This window comes from Mycobacterium sp., from assembly GCF_049608025.1.
GTDB lineage: Bacteria > Actinomycetota > Actinomycetes > Mycobacteriales > Mycobacteriaceae > Mycobacterium.
Genome location: NZ_JBMYXC010000005.1, coordinates 50,974 through 66,907 on the forward strand (window position 1 = coordinate 50,974; position 15,934 = coordinate 66,907).

Below are 15,934 nucleotides of genomic sequence, written 5' to 3' on the forward strand. Positions count from 1 at the left end.
CATCTGCAGCCCCCATGCTGCTGCGCGGCGTCAGCAAGCGTTATGGATCGACTGTTGCGGTGTCCGAACTCGATCTGCATGTCGAGACCGCCGAGGTGTTCGCGCTGCTCGGACCCAATGGGGCCGGGAAGACCACCACGGTAGAGATGTGCGAGGGCTTCATCAAGCCCGACTCGGGCCAGATCAGGATCCTCGGTCTGGAACCCCTCGCCGACAACGCCGAGATACGTTCCCGCATCGGCGTGATGCTCCAGGGCGGAGGGGCGTATCCGGCAGCGCGTGCGGGCGAGATGCTCGAGCTTGTCGCGTCCTATGCCTCCGACCCGATCGACCCCCGATGGCTGCTCGACACACTCGGGTTGACCGACTCCGCCCGGACCACGTATCGACGGCTGTCCGGTGGCCAGCAACAGCGACTATCGCTGGCCTGCGCTGTCGTCGGCCGTCCCGAGTTGGTGTTCCTCGACGAACCCACCGCGGGTATGGACGCGCACGCGCGAATCGTGGTGTGGGAGTTGATCGACGCACTCCGGCGGGACGGCGTGACGGTGGTGCTGACGACTCACCAGCTGGCCGAGGCCGAGGAGCTCGCCGACCGAATCCTGATCATCGATCACGGCGTGGCGGTCGCCACCGGCACCCCGGCCGAATTGATGCGCAGCGGCGCGGAGAACCAGCTACGGTTCCGCGCCCCGCGGATGCTGGATCTGACTCTGCTGGCAGCCGCACTCCCGGAGAGTTACCGGGCCGTCGAGACCTCCCCGGGCGAGTACCTCATCGAAGGCTGCATCGATCCACAGGTGCTGGCCACCGTGACCGCATGGTGTGCCCGACTCGACGTCCTGGCCACCGACATGCGCGTCGAACAGCGCAGCCTCGAGGACGTGTTCCTCGAGCTGACCGGACGGGAGTTGCGATCATGACCAATCGTTTCGCACCCGGAACGTTCACCCCCGATCCGCGACCTGCACCGGTATCGCGGATGCTGAACGCCCAGTTCGGACTGGAACTGCGCCTGCTGCTGCGCAACGGCGAACAGTTGCTGCTCACGATGTTCATCCCGATCACACTGTTGGTGGGGCTCACGTTGTTGCCGTTGGGTTCGTTCGGCGACAACCGGGCCGCGACCTTCGTCCCGGCCATCATGGCGCTGGCGGTGATCTCCACCGCGTTCACCGGCCAGGCCATCGCCGTCGCCTTCGACCGCCGCTACGGCGCTCTCAAGAGGCTCGGCGCCACCGCCCTGCCGGTGTGGGGCATCATCGCCGGAAAATCTCTGGCGGTGGTGGCCGTGGTGTTCCTGCAGTCGATCTTGTTCGGCGCCATCGGTTTCGCGCTGGGATGGCGCCCGCCGGTCGCCGGACTGGCGATCGGCGCGGTGATCATCGCGCTCGGCACCGCCGTTTTCGCTGCCCTCGGCCTGCTGCTCGGCGGCACCCTGCGCGCCGAGATCGTGCTGGCCATCGCAAACCTGCTCTGGTTCGTGTTCGCCGGCCTGGGCGCTCTGACACTGGGAGGTGGGGTAGCCCCATCGGGCCTGCAATGGGTGGCGCGGCTGACGCCCTCGGGCGCGCTGACCGAAGCCCTGTCCCGCGCGACGATGCTGTCGGTGGACTGGTTCGGCCTCGCGGTACTCGCAGTGTGGGGCGCCGTCGCCGGACTGTGCGCGCTGCGCTGGTTCCGCTTCACCTGAGGAGTTCAGCAGCCGGCGCTGCCACCCCGGTACGCCCCTACTACAGGCGGTAGTCGAACAGCATCTACCATCGGGGCGTGGCCAACGGACGACCCTCGCCCAGGCTCTTGCCCAGGCTCTTCTTCGGGCTGGTGGACCTGTTTCCCGAGCCGAGCCTGCGCGTTCAGCGCATCGTCGCCGCGGCGGTGATCCTCACCCAGGGCGGTATCGCGGTAACCGGAGCGATCGTGCGCGTCACCGCATCCGGACTCGGCTGCCCCACCTGGCCGCAGTGCTTCCCCGGCAGCTTCACACCGGTACCGCATGCCGAAGTGGCCGGCCTGCACCAGGCCGTCGAGTTCGGCAACCGCCTGCTGACCTTCCTGGTGGTGCTCACCGCCGCGGCTGCGGTCATCACGCTGACCCGCGCCCGGCGCCGGCGCGAGGTACTGGTCTACGCCTGGCTGATGCCGGCGTCGACCGTGGTGCAGGCGGTGATCGGCGGCATCACCGTGTTGACCGGGTTGCTGTGGTGGACGGTGGCCATCCACCTGCTGGCGTCGATGGCGATGGTCTGGATTGCCACGCTGCTCTACGTCAAGGTCGGCGAGCCCGATGATGGCATACCGGTCACCAGAGTGCCGAAACCGCTGCGCCAGTTGACCTTCCTCAGTGCCGTCGCACTGTCGGTGGTGCTGGTGACCGGCACGATGGTCACCGGAGCCGGTCCCCACGCCGGCGACAAGAGCGTCGATTCGCCGGTGCCGCGACTGGGGCTGGATATCCTCATGCTGGTGTACCGTCACTCGTCGCTGGTGACCGTCTACCTCGCACTGCTGGTCGGACTGGGGTTCGGCCTGCTCGCGGTGCGCGCACCACGACCAGTGACCTTGCGCCTGGTCGTCGTGACCGTGCTGGTCTGCCTTCAGGGGATAGTCGGCACCTGGCAATTCTTCGCCGGCGTGCCCGTGGCGCTGGTGGTGGTGCACGTCGCCGGCGCGGCGATCTGCACGGCGGCCACCGCGGCGCTATGGGCCTCGATGAGAGAGCGGGCCCAGCCCGAAACCATCCAGCGCTGACTCCACCGCGAGGGCGAACGTGCGCTGCTGAAGCTCCCGCACGCTGTCGTTGAGCTGCCGCCAGCCCAGCGAGGGTTCGACGAGTTCCAGTTCCAGCAGACTCGGCGAGTCCGCTGCTCCGAGTACGTCGACGCGAGCGTAGAGCAGATCGGTGATTCGTACTCCCAGGTGGGCAGCCGCGGCGGCAAGCGCCGCGTGGCCGAGGTCCCAGAGCTCGAAGTCCGGTTCGGCGGGCTGGAGTCGCTCCTGTGCGTAGGTACCGGACTCGTCGAACACCGGCGCCCCGCCCGGCGGCGGCAGCAGCGGCCCTTTGGTGAACGCGTGGGACTGCTCACCGCCAATGAACACCAGCGCCGTCTCGCCGTCACCGACTCGCGGATCATAGGGTTGCACGAGGACGGTCTGCCCGCCCTCCTGCAGCGCCGCGCCATGCGCGAGAGCTTTTGACGCGTCGGAAAACCTCAGCGCGCCAATCGAACCCGCGCCAACCGCAGGTTTGACGACGACTTCGCCGGCCGGGACGTGTACCTGCTCCCCGGGCGCGAAGAACGCGCTGGGAACCGTCGGCACACCTGCTGCGGCGAGGTCGCCCAGGTACCGCTTGTCGGTATTCCACGCGACGACCCGCGGTGGGTTCAACAGCAGCGGTACGGACCCGGTCCAGGCGAGGAACTCGTCGAGTCGGTCGATGTAGTCCCACGTCGCTCGCAGGATCACCAGGTCGGCCCTCAGGACCCCCGGATCGTCCCAGGACAACCAGCGAGCGTGCAGGCCGCGTCCGCGCAGCGCCTGCACCAGGCCGGCATCGTCACCGTCACCCTCGGGCAGCGCCGGGCATCCGGCCAGCACGATCCGGGGATGGAAGAGGTCGGGACGAGCGAGTTTCATGGCTGAGCTGAGTTTACCGAGGAAGACCGCTGCCAGCCGGGCATGATAGGCGCTATGTACGCCATCGAAGTCGCCGAGACGGGCGGGCCCGAAGTCCTGTCCTATGTCGAGAAGCCGCAACCCGCCCCGGGCCCCGGTCAGGTGCTGATCAAGTCCGAAGCCGTCGGCGTGAACTTCATCGATACCTATTTCCGGTCCGGCCTCTATCCGCGGGCCGTCCCGTTCGTCGTCGGCACCGAGGTGTGCGGCACCATCGAGGCCGTCGGTGCGGACGTCGCGGCTTTGACCGTGGGCGACCGGGTGGTGACCGCGCAGTCCATCGGGGCGTACGCCGACTACTGCCTGGCCCCAGCGGATTTCGTCGCCTACGTGCCCGACGGGGTGGCGGCCGACGTGGCGGCGTCCGCGTTACTGAAAGGGATGACGGCGCATTACCTGATCAAGTCGACCTACCCGGTGCAGCAGCGCGACACCGTGCTGATGCATGCCGGCGCCGGCGGTGTCGGGCTGCTCCTCACGCAGTGGGCGACCAGCCTCGCGGCCTCGGTGGTCACCACGGTATCGACACCTGACAAGGCTGAGCTGTCCCGGCAGGCCGGCGCGGTCGAAGTGCTCGACTATCCCAGCACCGAAGAGGGGGGCGCCGCACAGTTCGGTGACCAGGTCCGCGAGTTGACCGACGGCGCCGGGGCCGCGGCCGTCTACGACGGCGTGGGCGCCTCGACATTCGAGGCCAGCCTGGCCAGCCTTGCCGTTCGCGGCACGCTCGCGCTGTTCGGCGCGGCCAGCGGCCCGGTTCCACCACTGGACCCGCAACGGCTCAACGCCGCCGGGTCGGTATTCCTGACCCGCCCGAACCTCGTGCACTACACCCGCACAGCCGATGAGTTTTCCTGGCGTGCGGGTGAGTTGCTCACCGCGATTGCCGACGGGACGCTGACCGTCACGGTGAGCAACCGCTACGCCCTGCGCGAGGCCGAGCAGGCACATCGCGATCTGCAGGGTCGCAAGACTGTCGGCTCTGTGGTGTTGATTCCCTGACCGGCTCAGACCGTGAGAAGCGTGGGCAGCGCCAGCGCCGAATCCACCGCCAGTGCGCAGAAGACAACGGCCAGGTAGTTGTTCGACTGAAGGAACAGTTTCAACGGCTTCACCGATTCGCCCCGCCGCACGCCGGAGTTCAACTGATGCGCCATCACCAGGAACCAGGTGCCCGCCACGATTGCCACGGCCGCATAGAGCCAGCCTGTCGTCAGCGCCAGCACCAGCGTCGCCGCGACCGTCAACCAGGTGTAGACCAGGATCTGTCGGGTGACCTGCTGCTCGGTGGCCACCGCGGGCAGCATCGGCACGCCCGCCGCTTTGTAATCCTCTTTGTAACGCATGGCCAGCGCCCAGGTGTGTGGCGGTGTCCAGAAGAAGATGATGAGGAACATCACCAGTGCGGGCCACTGGATAGTTCCTGTGACGGCAGACCAGCCGATCATCACCGGCATACACCCGGCTGCTCCGCCCCACACCACGTTCTGCGAGGTGCGTCGCTTGAGCAGCAGCGTGTAGACCAGAACGTAGAACGCGATGGTGGCGCCCGCGAGGTGCGCCGAGAGCAAGTTGGTCGTCCACCACAACCAAAAGAACGAGCCGACCGACAATGCCAGGCCGAACACCAGCGCATGGCTGCGGGGCACCGTTGCGCGGGCCAGCGGTCTGCGCTCGGTGCGCTTCATGACCTTGTCTATGTCGGCGTCCGCGACACAGTTCAGCGTGTTGGCGCCGGCAGCGGCGAGCAGCCCACCGAACAGCGTGTTGAGGATAAGCAACGGGTCGACGGTGCCGCGATTGGCAAGCAGCATCGCCGGGATCGTGGTGACCAATAGAAGCTCGACGACGCGTGGCTTCGTCAGCGACAGATAGCCCAGCAGCGAACTACGGAGACGGTCGGGAAACCCCTCGGATGCGTGGGCCGACTCGCCGACGAGTTGGTCATCGCGAATTCTCACGCACCAACTCCTCAACGTCAGCGTGCACCGATCGGCGCTTCTACTACAGAGGATGGTAGACCGCGGCGACCCATACAAGTAAATGCAGGGTCGACTTCTTGGCACTACTGCAACCGGCGACCATCCCCCATTAGGGTATTGGTGCGGAATGCCGATGGATCGTTTGAAGCCCTACCTAGCCTAGCCAAGGAGCGCGCCTGCGTGACCACACTCGATGAGATCACGTCCCTGACCCGACCGAACCATCCTGACGACTGGACCGAGCTGGATTCGGTGGCGGTCGACACCGCGCGGGTGCTGGCGGCCGACGCGGTACAGAAGGTCGGCAACGGCCACCCGGGTACGGCGATGAGCCTGGCTCCATTGGCATACACGCTGTTTCAGCGGCAGATGCGTCACGACCCCTCCGATGTGCACTGGCTGGGCCGCGACCGTTTCGTGTTGTCGTGCGGCCATTCCAGCCTGACTCTCTACATCCAGCTCTATCTCGGTGGCTTCGGCCTGGAGTTGTCCGACATCGAGGCATTGCGGACCTGGGGCTCCAAGACGCCCGGCCATCCCGAGTTCCGCCACACCGACGGCGTGGAGATCACCACGGGTCCGTTGGGGCAGGGCCTGGCCTCGGCGGTGGGTATGGCGATGGCGTCACGCTACGAGCGGGGCCTGTTCGACCCGGACGCTGCCCCGGGCTCCAGCCCCTTCGACCACTACATCTACGTGATCGCCTCGGACGGGGACATCGAAGAGGGCGTCACCAGCGAGGCGTCCTCCCTGGCGGGCACCCAGCAACTCGGCAATCTCATCGTGTTCTACGACAAGAATCAGATCTCCATCGAGCACGACACCAACATCGCGCTGTCGGAGGATGTCGCGGCGCGCTATCGGGCCTACGGATGGCACGTCCAGGAGATCGAGGGCGGTGAGAACGTCGTCGGGATGGAGCAGGCCATCGAGGCTGCGCGTGCCGTGACCGACAGACCGTCGTTCATCGCGGTACGCACCATCATCGGCTATCCCGCGCCGACGAAGATGAATACCGGCGGCGTGCACGGCTCGGCGCTGGGCGTCGAGGAGGTGGCGGCCACCAAGAAAGTGCTGGGTTTTGACCCCGACCAGTCCTTCGAGGTCCGCGACGACGTCATCGCCCACACCCGCGGGCTGGTCGCGCGGGGCGCAGCAGCCCACGAGGAGTGGCAAACCGGCTTTGACGCATGGGCCGCGCGCGAACCTGAACGCCGGGCGCTGCTGGAACGACTGCTGGCCCACGAACTGCCCGACGGCTGGGACGCCGACCTGACCTACTGGGAGCCGGGATCCAAGCCGGTCGCCACCCGGGCAGCGTTCGGTCAGGTACTCAACGACGTCGCACCGAAACTGCCCGAGTTGTGGGGCGGCTCAGCCGACCTGGCGGGTAGCAACAACACCACCATCAAGGGCGTGAAGTCCTTCGGGCCACCGTCGATTTCCACCGCTGACTTCACCGCGGACTGGTACGGCAGGGTGCTGCACTTCGGCATTCGCGAACATGCCATGGGCTCAATCCTGTCGGGCGTCGTCCTACACGGACCGACCCGGGCCTTCGGTGGCACCTTCTTGCAGTTCTCCGATTACATGCGCCCCGCGGTGCGGTTGGCGTCACTGATGGACATCGACCCCATCTATATCTGGACCCACGACTCGATCGGCTTGGGCGAGGACGGGCCGACCCATCAACCCATCGAGCATCTCGCGGCCTTGCGGGCGATCCCGAACCTCGCGGTGGTGCGGCCGGGCGATCCCAACGAGACCGCCCACGCGTGGCGCGCCATCCTGGCTCGCGGCAGCAGCAGCGGGCCTGTCGGGTTCATCTTGACCCGCCAAGGGGTACCCGTGCTCGACGGCACCAGCGCTGAGGGCGTGGCCCGGGGTGGCTATGTACTCGGCGGCCCGGTACTTGGCGGCTCGGCGCCCGACGCCGGCGGGGATGCCGACGTCATCCTGATCGGGACGGGTTCTGAGCTTCAGCTGGCGGTGGAAGCCAAGAAATTGTTGGCGGACAAGGACATCAAGGCTCATGTGGTGTCGATGCCCTGCCTCGAGTGGTTCGAATCCCAGCCCAAGGAGTACCGCGACAGCGTGCTTCCCCCGGGCATCTCGGCTCGGGTGGCCGTCGAGGCGGGTATCGCGCAGTGCTGGCACAAAGTCGTCGGCGGTGCCGGCGAGATCGTCTCGATCGAGCACTACGGTGCGTCGGCCGACGCCAAGACCTTGTTCCGCGAATTCGGTTTCACCCCCGAGGCAGTGGTGGCCGCCGCGCAACGCTCGATGGCGAACTCAGAGCTCTAGAAGATTAAGGAAGCAGACATGACCCAGAACGCGAACCTGGCCGCACTGTCCTCCGCGGGTGTGTCGGTATGGCTGGACGACCTCTCCCGGGAGCGGCTCCAGACCGGGAACCTACAGCAGCTCATCGACACCAGATCCGTCGTGGGCGTGACCACCAACCCGTCGATCTTCCAGGCCGCCCTGTCCAAGGGCCACGCGTACGACGAGCAGGTCACCGAACTCGCCGATCGGGGCGCTGACGTCGACGCGACGATCCGCACGGTGACTACCGACGACGTCCGCAACGCCTGCGATGTGCTGGCCAAGCAGTACGAGCTGTCCGACGGCATCGACGGACGGGTATCGATCGAGGTAGACCCGCGCCTGGCGCACGACACCGACAAGACCATCCTGCAGGCCATCGAGCTGTGGAAGATCGTGGATCGGCCCAACCTGCTGATCAAGATCCCCGCCACCCTGGCCGGGCTGCCGGCGATCACCGCAGTGATCGCCGAGGGCATCTCGGTCAACGTCACGCTGATCTTCTCCGTGCAGCGGCATCGAGCGGTGATGGATGCCTACCTGGCCGGGCTGGAGGCCGCTGCGGCCGCCGGCCACGACCTGTCCCGAATCCATTCCGTGGCATCGTTCTTCGTCTCGCGGGTGGATACCGAGATCGACAACCGGCTGGAGAAGATCGGCGGCCCGGAGGCGCTCTCACTGCGGGGCAAGGCGGGGGTGGCCAACGCGCGGCTCGCCTACGCCGCCTACCAGGAAGTGTTCAGCGGCGGCGATCGTTTCGGTGCGCTGAAGTCCGCCGGGGCCCGGGTGCAACGCCCGCTGTGGGCGTCCACCGGTGTGAAGAACCCGGAATACTCCGACACGCTCTACGTCACCGAGCTCGTCGCCCCCCACACCGTGAACACCATGCCGGAGAAGACCATGGACGCGGTCGCCGACCACGGCGTCATCACCGGCGATACCGTCACCGGCCGCGGCGCGCAATCCCAGGAGATCTTCGACCAGCTCTCCTCGGTCGGCATCGAATTGACCGACGTGTTCACAGTGCTCGAGGATGAAGGCGTCGAAAAGTTCGAGAAATCCTGGCAGGAGCTGCTGGACGCTACCCAGGGACAGCTCGACAGTGCCAAGGGATGATCGCGCAGCAATGACCGAATCGTGGTGTAACCCGCTGCGGGACAAGCGCGACAAGCGCATGCCCCGCATCGCGGGGCCGTGCGGCGTCGTGATCTTCGGCGTGACGGGTGACCTTGCCCGCAAGAAGCTGATGCCGGCCATCTACGACCTGGCCAACCGGGGACTGCTACCACCGACTTTCGCGCTCGTGGGTTTCGCGCGACGGGATTGGGCGAACGAGGATTTCGGCCAGGTCGTCTACGACGCGGTAAAGCAACACGCCCGCACACCGTTCCGCCAGGAGGTGTGGGACAGACTCGCCGAGGGAATCCGGTTCGTCCAGGGAACATTTGACGACGACGAGGCCTTCGGCCGACTGTCGGAGACACTGGGCAAGCTGGACGCCGAACGCGGCACCGGCGGCAATCATGCGTTCTACCTGTCGATTCCGCCCAAGGCGTTCCCCGTCGTGTGCGAACAGCTGCAGAAGTCGGGTTTGGCCCGCCAGCAGGAGGGTCGCTGGAGTCGGGTAGTCATCGAGAAGCCGTTCGGGCACGATCTGGACAGCGCGCGTGAGCTCAACAGCGTGGTCAACACGGTGTTTCCCGAGGAGTCGGTGTTCCGCATCGATCATTACCTCGGCAAGGAAACCGTGCAGAATATCCTGGCCCTGCGGTTCGCCAACGAACTCTACGAACCCATCTGGAACGCGCACTACGTAGACCACGTGCAGATCACCATGGCCGAGGACATCGGGTTGGGCGGCCGGGCCGGCTATTACGACGGAATCGGCGCCGCGCGCGATGTCATCCAGAACCACCTGATCCAGTTGCTGGCGCTGACAGCGATGGAAGAGCCGGTCAGTTTCAACCCCCACGAATTGCAGGCCGAGAAGATCAAGGTTCTCTCGGCGACCCGCCCGATGCAGCCGTTGGATCTGACCACCGCCCGCGGCCAGTACACCGCGGGCTGGCAGGGCAGTGACAAAGTGCCCGGCCTGCTTGACGAGCAGGGCTTTTCCAAAGACTCCCGCACCGAGACTTTCGCAGCGATCACCCTGGAAGTCGACACTCGCCGCTGGGCGGGGGTGCCGTTCTTCCTCCGCACCGGAAAACGACTGGCCCGCCGGGTGACTGAGGTCGCGCTGGTGTTCAAGCGGGCCCCGCACCTGCCGTTCGACAGCAGCATGACCGAGGAACTCGGCAAGAACGCGTTGGTGCTGCGGATTCAACCCGACGAGGGAATCACGACGCGGTTCGGTTCCAAGGTTCCCGGCAGCGCCATGGAAGTCCGCGATGTCAACATGGACTTCTCCTATGGGTCGGCATTCGCCGAGGACTCCCCGGAAGCCTACGAACGCCTGATCCTCGACGTGTTGCTCGGCGAGCCATCTTTGTTCCCCGTCGATGCCGAGGTCGAATTGTCCTGGGAGATACTCGATCCAATCCTGGAGAACTGGGCTCGAAACGACAAGGCCGGAGCCGGCCCCGACCCGTACGCAGCCGGCACCTGGGGCCCGCCCTCGGCGTCGGAGATGGTGCACAGGGTGCAGCGGGAATGGAGGCGGCCGTAATGATCATCGAGCTTTCAGATACGACCACCAATGAAATCAACGCCAAGATCATCGGTCTTCGAGAACAAGGCGGGGCGCTGGCCTCGGGCCGGGTGCTGACGCTGGTGATAGCGCCGGACAGCGAAGAGACACTCGACAGTGCGATAGCGGCGGCCAACCTCGCCAGCCGTGAGCACCCGTGCCGAGTGATCGTCGCGCTGACCGGCGACCGCGGCAAGTCGAAAGCCCGACTGGACGCCGAACTCCGGGTGGGTCGAGATGCCGGCGCAGGCGAAGTCGTGGTGCTGCGCCTGCACGGCGAACTCGCCGATCACGCCGACAGTGTGGTGTTGCCATTTCTACTACCCGACACTCCGGTGGTCGCGTGGTGGCCCACCTCAGCCCCGGCGGTGCCCGCGCAGGACCGGTTGGGCAGGCTGGCTATCCGGCGGATCACCGATGCCACCAGAGCCCCGGACCCCCTGGCCGCGCTCAAGGACCGGCTGCCCGGCTACGCCGCAGGCGATACCGACGTGGCGTGGAGTCGCATCACCTACTGGCGAGCTCTCTTGGCCTCGGCGATCGACGAGCCACCTCATGAACCCATCGAATCGGCGTTGGTTTCCGGACTGGAGGCCGAGCCCGCGCTCGACATTCTGGCGGGCTGGCTGGCGAGCAAGATCGAAGGCACCGTCACCCGCACGGTGGGCACGCTCAAGGTGGAGTTGCATCGGGCCAGCGAGACCGTCACGCTCAGCCGCCCACAGGAGGGACTGACCGCGACGCTGAGTCGCACCTCACGTCCGGTGGCACTGATTCCGTTGGCGCGCCGCGATGTTCCGGAGTGCCTGGCCGAGGAGTTGCGTCGACTCGATGCCGACGAGATCTACCACGAGGCGCTGCAGGGAATTGCCGAGGTCGTGTATCGGTGACACCAATCGTCGAAACCTATTCCGACACTGCTGCGTTAGTCGCAGCCGCAGGAGACCGCCTGGTCGGCGCAATCGCCGACGCCATCGCTGAGCGGGGCCAGGCGGCGATAGTACTGACCGGCGGCGGCACAGGTATCGGGCTTCTCCAGCGGGTCGGTGAGCGCCGCGCCGAGGTCGACTGGGAGAAAGTCCACGTGTACTGGGGCGATGACCGGTTCGTGCCCTCAGACGATGACGAGCGAAACGACAAGCAAGCCTTCGAGGCACTGCTGGGGCACGTCGACATCCCAGATGCCAACGTGCACGCAATGCCCGCCAGCGACGGCGAGTTCGGTGACGACCTCGACGCAGCCGCGCGCTGGTACGACCAGCTGCTGGCCGCCACTGTCGACGCACCCGAGCCGGAGTTCGACGTGCACCTGCTGGGGATGGGCGGCGAGGGCCACATCAACTCGTTGTTCCCCCATACCGCGGCCGTGCGCGAAGCCGAACGGTTGGTCGTCGGCGTGGCGAACTCCCCCAAACCACCGCCGCGCCGAATAACGTTGACGCTGAATGCGGTTCAGCGATCCCGGGAGGTGTGGCTGGTGGTTTCCGGAGCCGCCAAGGCGCACGCGGTGGCCGCGGCGGTCGCGGGCGCGGACCCGGTCGACATCCCCGCAGCAGGCGCGGTGGGCCGAGAGGCCACCGTGTGGCTGCTCGACGAGCAAGCCGCGGCCGAGCTGCCGGGGGGGCTCTGATTCCGAAGGTCGTGCGGCTGCTCAACGAGAAGTCGACGACGGGGGCTCGATCCGACCCCAGCGCCTCATATAGCCCATCCTGGCGCTGGCGTCGCGGGAGACACGGACCATCATGGCCCGTTCGCGCTTAACCACTGCGTTCATGGTGAGCGCCATCAGCACCACAATGACGGTTCCGATAGCCATCATGGCCAACGGCGTGAGTAGCAGATCGTGGAACTGGATTGCGTTCATGCACTGTCTTCGTAGCGGTGCCCGGGCTGGATGGCGCGAGAACAATGACGTTCATCGGCACGCCGGCGTCCCACCACCACCGTGGAAGGGACCGGGCTAGGCCACCTCATGATGGGCGAACACACCCGACTCATCGGCGGCACACGTCATACTGGCCGACATGACAGACAAGGCCGGCAGAGCAACGGTGCGGACCGGCGGTGAGCGAATAAGGAAGCTCGCGCAGGCGGCGCTGAACGCCGACGTCACCGTCGAGCATGTCGACACCATTCTCGAGAACCTGAGCGAGACACTGCAAGACCTCAACAACTCGACGGCCAATCTCGACGCCACCCTGGTGCGGTTCAACGACACCATCAGCAGCATCAACGAGTTGGCGCCGGTGCTGCTCGGCTTGGTCGACCGCCTGGAAGGGATCGTTTCCCGCGTCGAACGGATTGTGGGCATCGGCGAATCAGTGATCTCGCCGCTGACGGCCACCGATCACGCGATTCGAGGAGCGGTCACCAGGTTGCGCCGAACGACCGGGCTGTAACACCGGACCGCGCACCGACGTGCGCTACCCGCTGTTGCGCAGAGCAGTAGCCAATCCACTCATGGTCAACAGGATTCCGCGCTGCACGAGTTCGTCGTCATCGCCCGAGCGGTAGCGACGCAACAGCTCGACCTGCAGATGGTTGAGCGGCTCGAGGTACGGGAACCGGTTGAACACCGACCTCGCCAGCGCCGGGTTGTCCGCCAACAGGTCGTCCTGCTCGGTGATCAGCTTGTGCATGCGGATCGTGCGTTCATGTTCGTCGACGATCATGTCGAACACCCGCCGCCGCAGCGCTTCGTCGTCGACCAGTTCCGCATAGTGCGCGGCCAGGCCCAGATCCGATTTGGCCAAAACCTGCGCCATGTTCGACAGCACGGTCGCGAAGAACGGCCACCGCCGGTAGAGGTCCCGGAGGACCTCCAGGCGGGCCTCCTCGGTTTCGGGACCGTCGGCGATCCACTCCTCGAACGCCGTTCCCGTGCCGTACCAACCCGGCAACATCACCCTCGACTGGCTCCAGGCCAGCACCCACGGGATCGCTCGCAGGTCGGAGATGGAAGTGGTCGGCTTGCGCGATGTGGGCCGGCTACCGATGTTGAGGGCGCCGATCTCACTGACCGGCGTCGACGCCTTGAAGTACTCCACGAAACCCGGCGTCTCGTGGACGAGTTCTCCGTACGCCCGCTGCGCGCGTGCCGCCAGCTCGTCGAGGACCTGGTAGGCGCGTCCGGAAAGCTCTCCGAGACCTTCGGTGTCCAGAAGCGTCGCTTCCAGGGTCGCGGCCAGCAGCGTCTCGAGGTTGCGATGAGCGATCCTGGGCTCGGCGTACTTCGCCGCGATCACTTCGCCCTGCTCGGTGATCCGCAGGGAACCCCGCACCGCGCCGGGCGGCTGCGCGAGAATGGCGTCGTAGCTCGGGCCACCGCCGCGACCCACGGTGCCGCCGCGGCCGTGGAACAGTCTCAGCCGGATGCCCGTCGTGCGGGCCGACTCGACCAGGTCGAGCTCGGCGCGGTACAACGCCCAGTTCGCGGCCAGATACCCACCGTCCTTGTTGGAATCCGAATAGCCGAGCATCACCTCCTGGCTGTCGCCGCGCGCAGCGACGACCGCGCGGTACAACGGGAGGTCCAGCGCCTCTTCCAGAATCGAGGCCCCCCGCTGCAGGTCGTCAATGGTCTCGAACAACGGAACGACCCCGACGGGGGCGTAGAGGTGGCCAGCGGACGCGTCCAGTAGTCCGGCCTCCTTGAGCAGCAGGGCCGCTTCGAGCATGTCCGAGACCGACTGGCACATCGAGATGATGTAGTTCGGCACCGCCTGGGGCCCGAAGACTCGGACGGCCCGCGCGGCCGCGGCGACGATGTCGAGTTCCTTGCGGGCCAGCTCCGAGAGGTCGGCATCCGGGCCGGTCAACGGCCGGCGGGTAGCCAACTCGCCGACCAGTAGGGAGACCCGCTCCGGTTCGCTCAGCGAGGTGTAGTCGGCATGCACCCCGGCCCACGCCAGCAGCTCGGTGACCACTTCTTCATGGACATCAGAGTTCTGCCGCAGATCAAGACCCGACAGATGGAACCCGAAGACGCGCACCGCTTCTCGTAGCCTTGCCAGTCGGTCATCGGCCAGCACCGCGCTCCCGTTGTGCCGAAGCGAAGCGTCGACGGAATCGAGATCGGCCAGCAGTTCACCGGGGGTCACGTAGGGCTCCATGCCGAGGTCGATTTCGTGTTCGGGTTGCTGGTCGAGGATCCGCTCGGCGGTTGCGGACAACCGGGCGTGGATCACCCGCAGCGCCCGGCGGTAGGGCTCGTCGGCGCGGGCGGGTTCGTGGCATGCTTCGGCCAGTTCCGCCAGCTCATCGCTGACGTGCACCAGCCGCAGCGACATCGACAGCTCCTCTGCCAGCGTTCTGAGCTCGACGAAGTAGTGCGCGAATGCGGTGTATGCGGCACGTCCGGTCGCCAATCTGACGACGTCGGCGGTCACATTGGGATTACCGTCGCGATCCCCACCGATCCACGATCCGGGGCGCAGGATCGGCTCATCCAACAGTCCCGCACCCGGCCAGCGTGCCTGGAAAGCTGCCCGGACCTCAGCATTCACTTGCGGGATCACGTCGAAGAACGCCGCCGGGTAGTAGCGCAGGCCCGTTTCGATCTCGTCCTGAATCTTGAGCCGGGACAGCCGGATCAACGCGGTCTGCCACAGCGTCAGGATGTGGCGGCGCAACTCGCGCTCGACGTCGCGGCCGTCCTCGGTTTTGTCGTGGCCGTGCAACCGAAGACGCATCAACTCGGTGATGCGGTGCTGGGTGTCAAACACCGTGCGCCGCCGGGTTTCGGTGGGATGGGCAGTGATGACCGGTGCGACCAAGGCGCCGACAAGGGCATCGGTGACGGCGTCCGAATCCAGCTCCGCGGCGTCGAGTTTCACGTAGGTGGCGGCCAGGCTGCTGTCCTGGGGTGGCGCGCCTGAGCCCTCGTGGACAGCCCGGCGACGCTCGCGGTGGATGTCTTCGGCGACGTTGGCCAGTAGCGCGAAATGGGTGAAGGCGCGGATGACGGGGATGGCCTGGTGAATGTCGACTCCGTCGAACAACGTGGCCAATTCGGCGCGGTCGATCTCCGAGCGACGCACCCGAAACGACTCCACCCGGGCGCGTTCGACGAGTTCGAACACCGTATCGCCGTTCTGCTCCCGCACCGTCTCGCCCAGGATCGCTCCGAGTAGACGAATGTCTTCTCGCATGGGTTCGGTGGCTTCTCGGCCGACCTTGGTGCGGTGTACCGCCCCGATCGGATCGAGGGCAGCGTCGGGCGTGGGCAGGGAAGGCTGGGCCATTGCTCGATTATCCGGCG

Annotated in this window: 14 protein-coding genes; 10 read left to right on the forward strand and 4 right to left on the reverse strand. The window is 66.4% G+C overall.

Features of this window, described 5'->3' with window-relative positions; translation table 11 throughout:
- Nucleotides 1–14 precede the first annotated feature (14 nt).
- The 3 genes from ACPGXI_RS03115 (at nt 15) to ACPGXI_RS03125 (ending at nt 2,751) form a co-directional block, all read left to right on the forward strand.
- Nucleotides 15–923 carry an ABC transporter ATP-binding protein gene (locus ACPGXI_RS03115; RefSeq protein WP_526649808.1) on the forward strand — a complete coding sequence of 303 codons (909 nt, stop codon included), beginning with the start codon at nt 15–17 and terminating at the stop codon, nt 921–923.
- Nucleotides 920–1,693, forward strand: coding sequence for an ABC transporter permease (locus tag ACPGXI_RS03120; protein WP_526649697.1), 774 nt, complete (start codon nt 920–922; stop codon nt 1,691–1,693). Before ACPGXI_RS03115 ends, ACPGXI_RS03120 begins: the two co-directional genes overlap by 4 nt.
- Nucleotides 1,694–1,770: 77 nt before the next feature.
- Nucleotides 1,771–2,751 carry a COX15/CtaA family protein gene (locus ACPGXI_RS03125; RefSeq protein WP_526649699.1) on the forward strand — a complete coding sequence of 327 codons (981 nt, stop codon included), beginning with the start codon at nt 1,771–1,773 and terminating at the stop codon, nt 2,749–2,751.
- Here ACPGXI_RS03125 and ACPGXI_RS03130 read toward each other — a convergent pair.
- Complete coding sequence (locus ACPGXI_RS03130; RefSeq protein ID WP_526649701.1) at nt 2,701–3,639, reverse strand: ATP-grasp domain-containing protein; 939 nt, start codon at nt 3,637–3,639, stop codon at nt 2,701–2,703. The two genes, ACPGXI_RS03125 and ACPGXI_RS03130, sit on opposite strands and share 51 nt — an antisense overlap.
- 54 nt (nt 3,640–3,693) lie before the next feature.
- Between ACPGXI_RS03130 and ACPGXI_RS03135 the strand changes: the two genes are divergently transcribed.
- On the forward strand, nt 3,694–4,680 hold the full coding sequence (locus ACPGXI_RS03135; protein ID WP_526649703.1) for a quinone oxidoreductase family protein: 987 nt from the start codon (nt 3,694–3,696) through the stop codon (nt 4,678–4,680).
- Nucleotides 4,681–4,685: 5 nt separating this feature from the next.
- Here the strand turns inward: ACPGXI_RS03135 and ACPGXI_RS03140 are convergent, their stop codons facing one another.
- A complete protein-coding gene (locus ACPGXI_RS03140) occupies nt 4,686–5,633 on the reverse strand; it encodes a heme o synthase (RefSeq protein WP_526649810.1) in 948 nt (315 codons plus the stop codon).
- Between the two features lie 207 nt (nt 5,634–5,840).
- Between ACPGXI_RS03140 and tkt the strand changes: the two genes are divergently transcribed.
- From tkt to pgl, 5 genes are read left to right on the forward strand one after another with little or no spacing between them, the layout of a single operon-like run.
- Entirely contained in the window at nt 5,841–7,964 is a 2,124-nt protein-coding gene (tkt, locus tag ACPGXI_RS03145; protein ID WP_526649705.1) for a transketolase, read from the forward strand.
- An 18-nt stretch (nt 7,965–7,982) separates the two neighbouring features.
- Nucleotides 7,983–9,101 (forward strand): transaldolase, encoded by a 1,119-nt coding sequence (gene tal / locus ACPGXI_RS03150; RefSeq protein ID WP_526649707.1) that lies wholly within the window; start codon nt 7,983–7,985, stop codon nt 9,099–9,101.
- Between the two features lie 10 nt (nt 9,102–9,111).
- Nucleotides 9,112–10,653 (forward strand): glucose-6-phosphate dehydrogenase, encoded by a 1,542-nt coding sequence (gene zwf, locus ACPGXI_RS03155; protein WP_526649709.1) that lies wholly within the window; start codon nt 9,112–9,114, stop codon nt 10,651–10,653.
- A complete protein-coding gene (gene opcA / locus ACPGXI_RS03160; RefSeq protein ID WP_526649812.1) occupies nt 10,653–11,564 on the forward strand; it encodes a glucose-6-phosphate dehydrogenase assembly protein OpcA in 912 nt (303 codons plus the stop codon). Before zwf ends, opcA begins: the two co-directional genes overlap by 1 nt.
- Nucleotides 11,561–12,304: a 6-phosphogluconolactonase gene (pgl, locus tag ACPGXI_RS03165; protein ID WP_526649711.1), complete on the forward strand. Its 744-nt coding sequence runs from the start codon at nt 11,561–11,563 to the stop codon at nt 12,302–12,304. Before opcA ends, pgl begins: the two co-directional genes overlap by 4 nt.
- Before the next feature lie 21 nt (nt 12,305–12,325).
- Here the strand turns inward: pgl and ACPGXI_RS03170 are convergent, their stop codons facing one another.
- Nucleotides 12,326–12,538, reverse strand: coding sequence for a hypothetical protein (locus tag ACPGXI_RS03170; RefSeq protein WP_526649713.1), 213 nt, complete (start codon nt 12,536–12,538; stop codon nt 12,326–12,328).
- Nucleotides 12,539–12,698: 160 nt separating this feature from the next.
- On the opposite strand from ACPGXI_RS03170, the gene ACPGXI_RS03175 reads away from it, so the two are divergent.
- On the forward strand, nt 12,699–13,073 hold the full coding sequence (locus ACPGXI_RS03175; protein ID WP_526649715.1) for an ATPase: 375 nt from the start codon (nt 12,699–12,701) through the stop codon (nt 13,071–13,073).
- A 24-nt stretch (nt 13,074–13,097) separates the two neighbouring features.
- Here the strand turns inward: ACPGXI_RS03175 and ppc are convergent, their stop codons facing one another.
- Nucleotides 13,098–15,917: a phosphoenolpyruvate carboxylase gene (gene ppc, locus ACPGXI_RS03180; protein ID WP_526649717.1), complete on the reverse strand. Its 2,820-nt coding sequence runs from the start codon at nt 15,915–15,917 to the stop codon at nt 13,098–13,100.
- Nucleotides 15,918–15,934: the final 17 nt, after the last annotated feature.

Excerpts from the sequence above, each read along its gene's own strand:
- ACPGXI_RS03115 (WP_526649808.1), top strand. The coding sequence starts at position 15 with ATGCTGCTGCGCGGCGTCAGCAAGCGTTATGGATCGACTGTTGCGGTG.
- ACPGXI_RS03120 (WP_526649697.1), top strand. The coding sequence starts at position 920 with ATGACCAATCGTTTCGCACCCGGAACGTTCACCCCCGATCCGCGACCT.
- ACPGXI_RS03130 (WP_526649701.1), bottom strand. The coding sequence starts at position 3,639 with ATGAAACTCGCTCGTCCCGACCTCTTCCATCCCCGGATCGTGCTGGCC.
- ACPGXI_RS03135 (WP_526649703.1), top strand. The coding sequence starts at position 3,694 with ATGTACGCCATCGAAGTCGCCGAGACGGGCGGGCCCGAAGTCCTGTCC.
- tal (WP_526649707.1), top strand. The coding sequence starts at position 7,983 with ATGACCCAGAACGCGAACCTGGCCGCACTGTCCTCCGCGGGTGTGTCG.
- zwf (WP_526649709.1), top strand. The coding sequence starts at position 9,112 with ATGACCGAATCGTGGTGTAACCCGCTGCGGGACAAGCGCGACAAGCGC.
- opcA (WP_526649812.1), top strand. The coding sequence starts at position 10,653 with ATGATCATCGAGCTTTCAGATACGACCACCAATGAAATCAACGCCAAG.
- ACPGXI_RS03170 (WP_526649713.1), bottom strand. The coding sequence starts at position 12,538 with ATGAACGCAATCCAGTTCCACGATCTGCTACTCACGCCGTTGGCCATG.
- ACPGXI_RS03175 (WP_526649715.1), top strand. The coding sequence starts at position 12,699 with ATGACAGACAAGGCCGGCAGAGCAACGGTGCGGACCGGCGGTGAGCGA.
- ppc (WP_526649717.1), bottom strand. The coding sequence starts at position 15,917 with ATGGCCCAGCCTTCCCTGCCCACGCCCGACGCTGCCCTCGATCCGATC.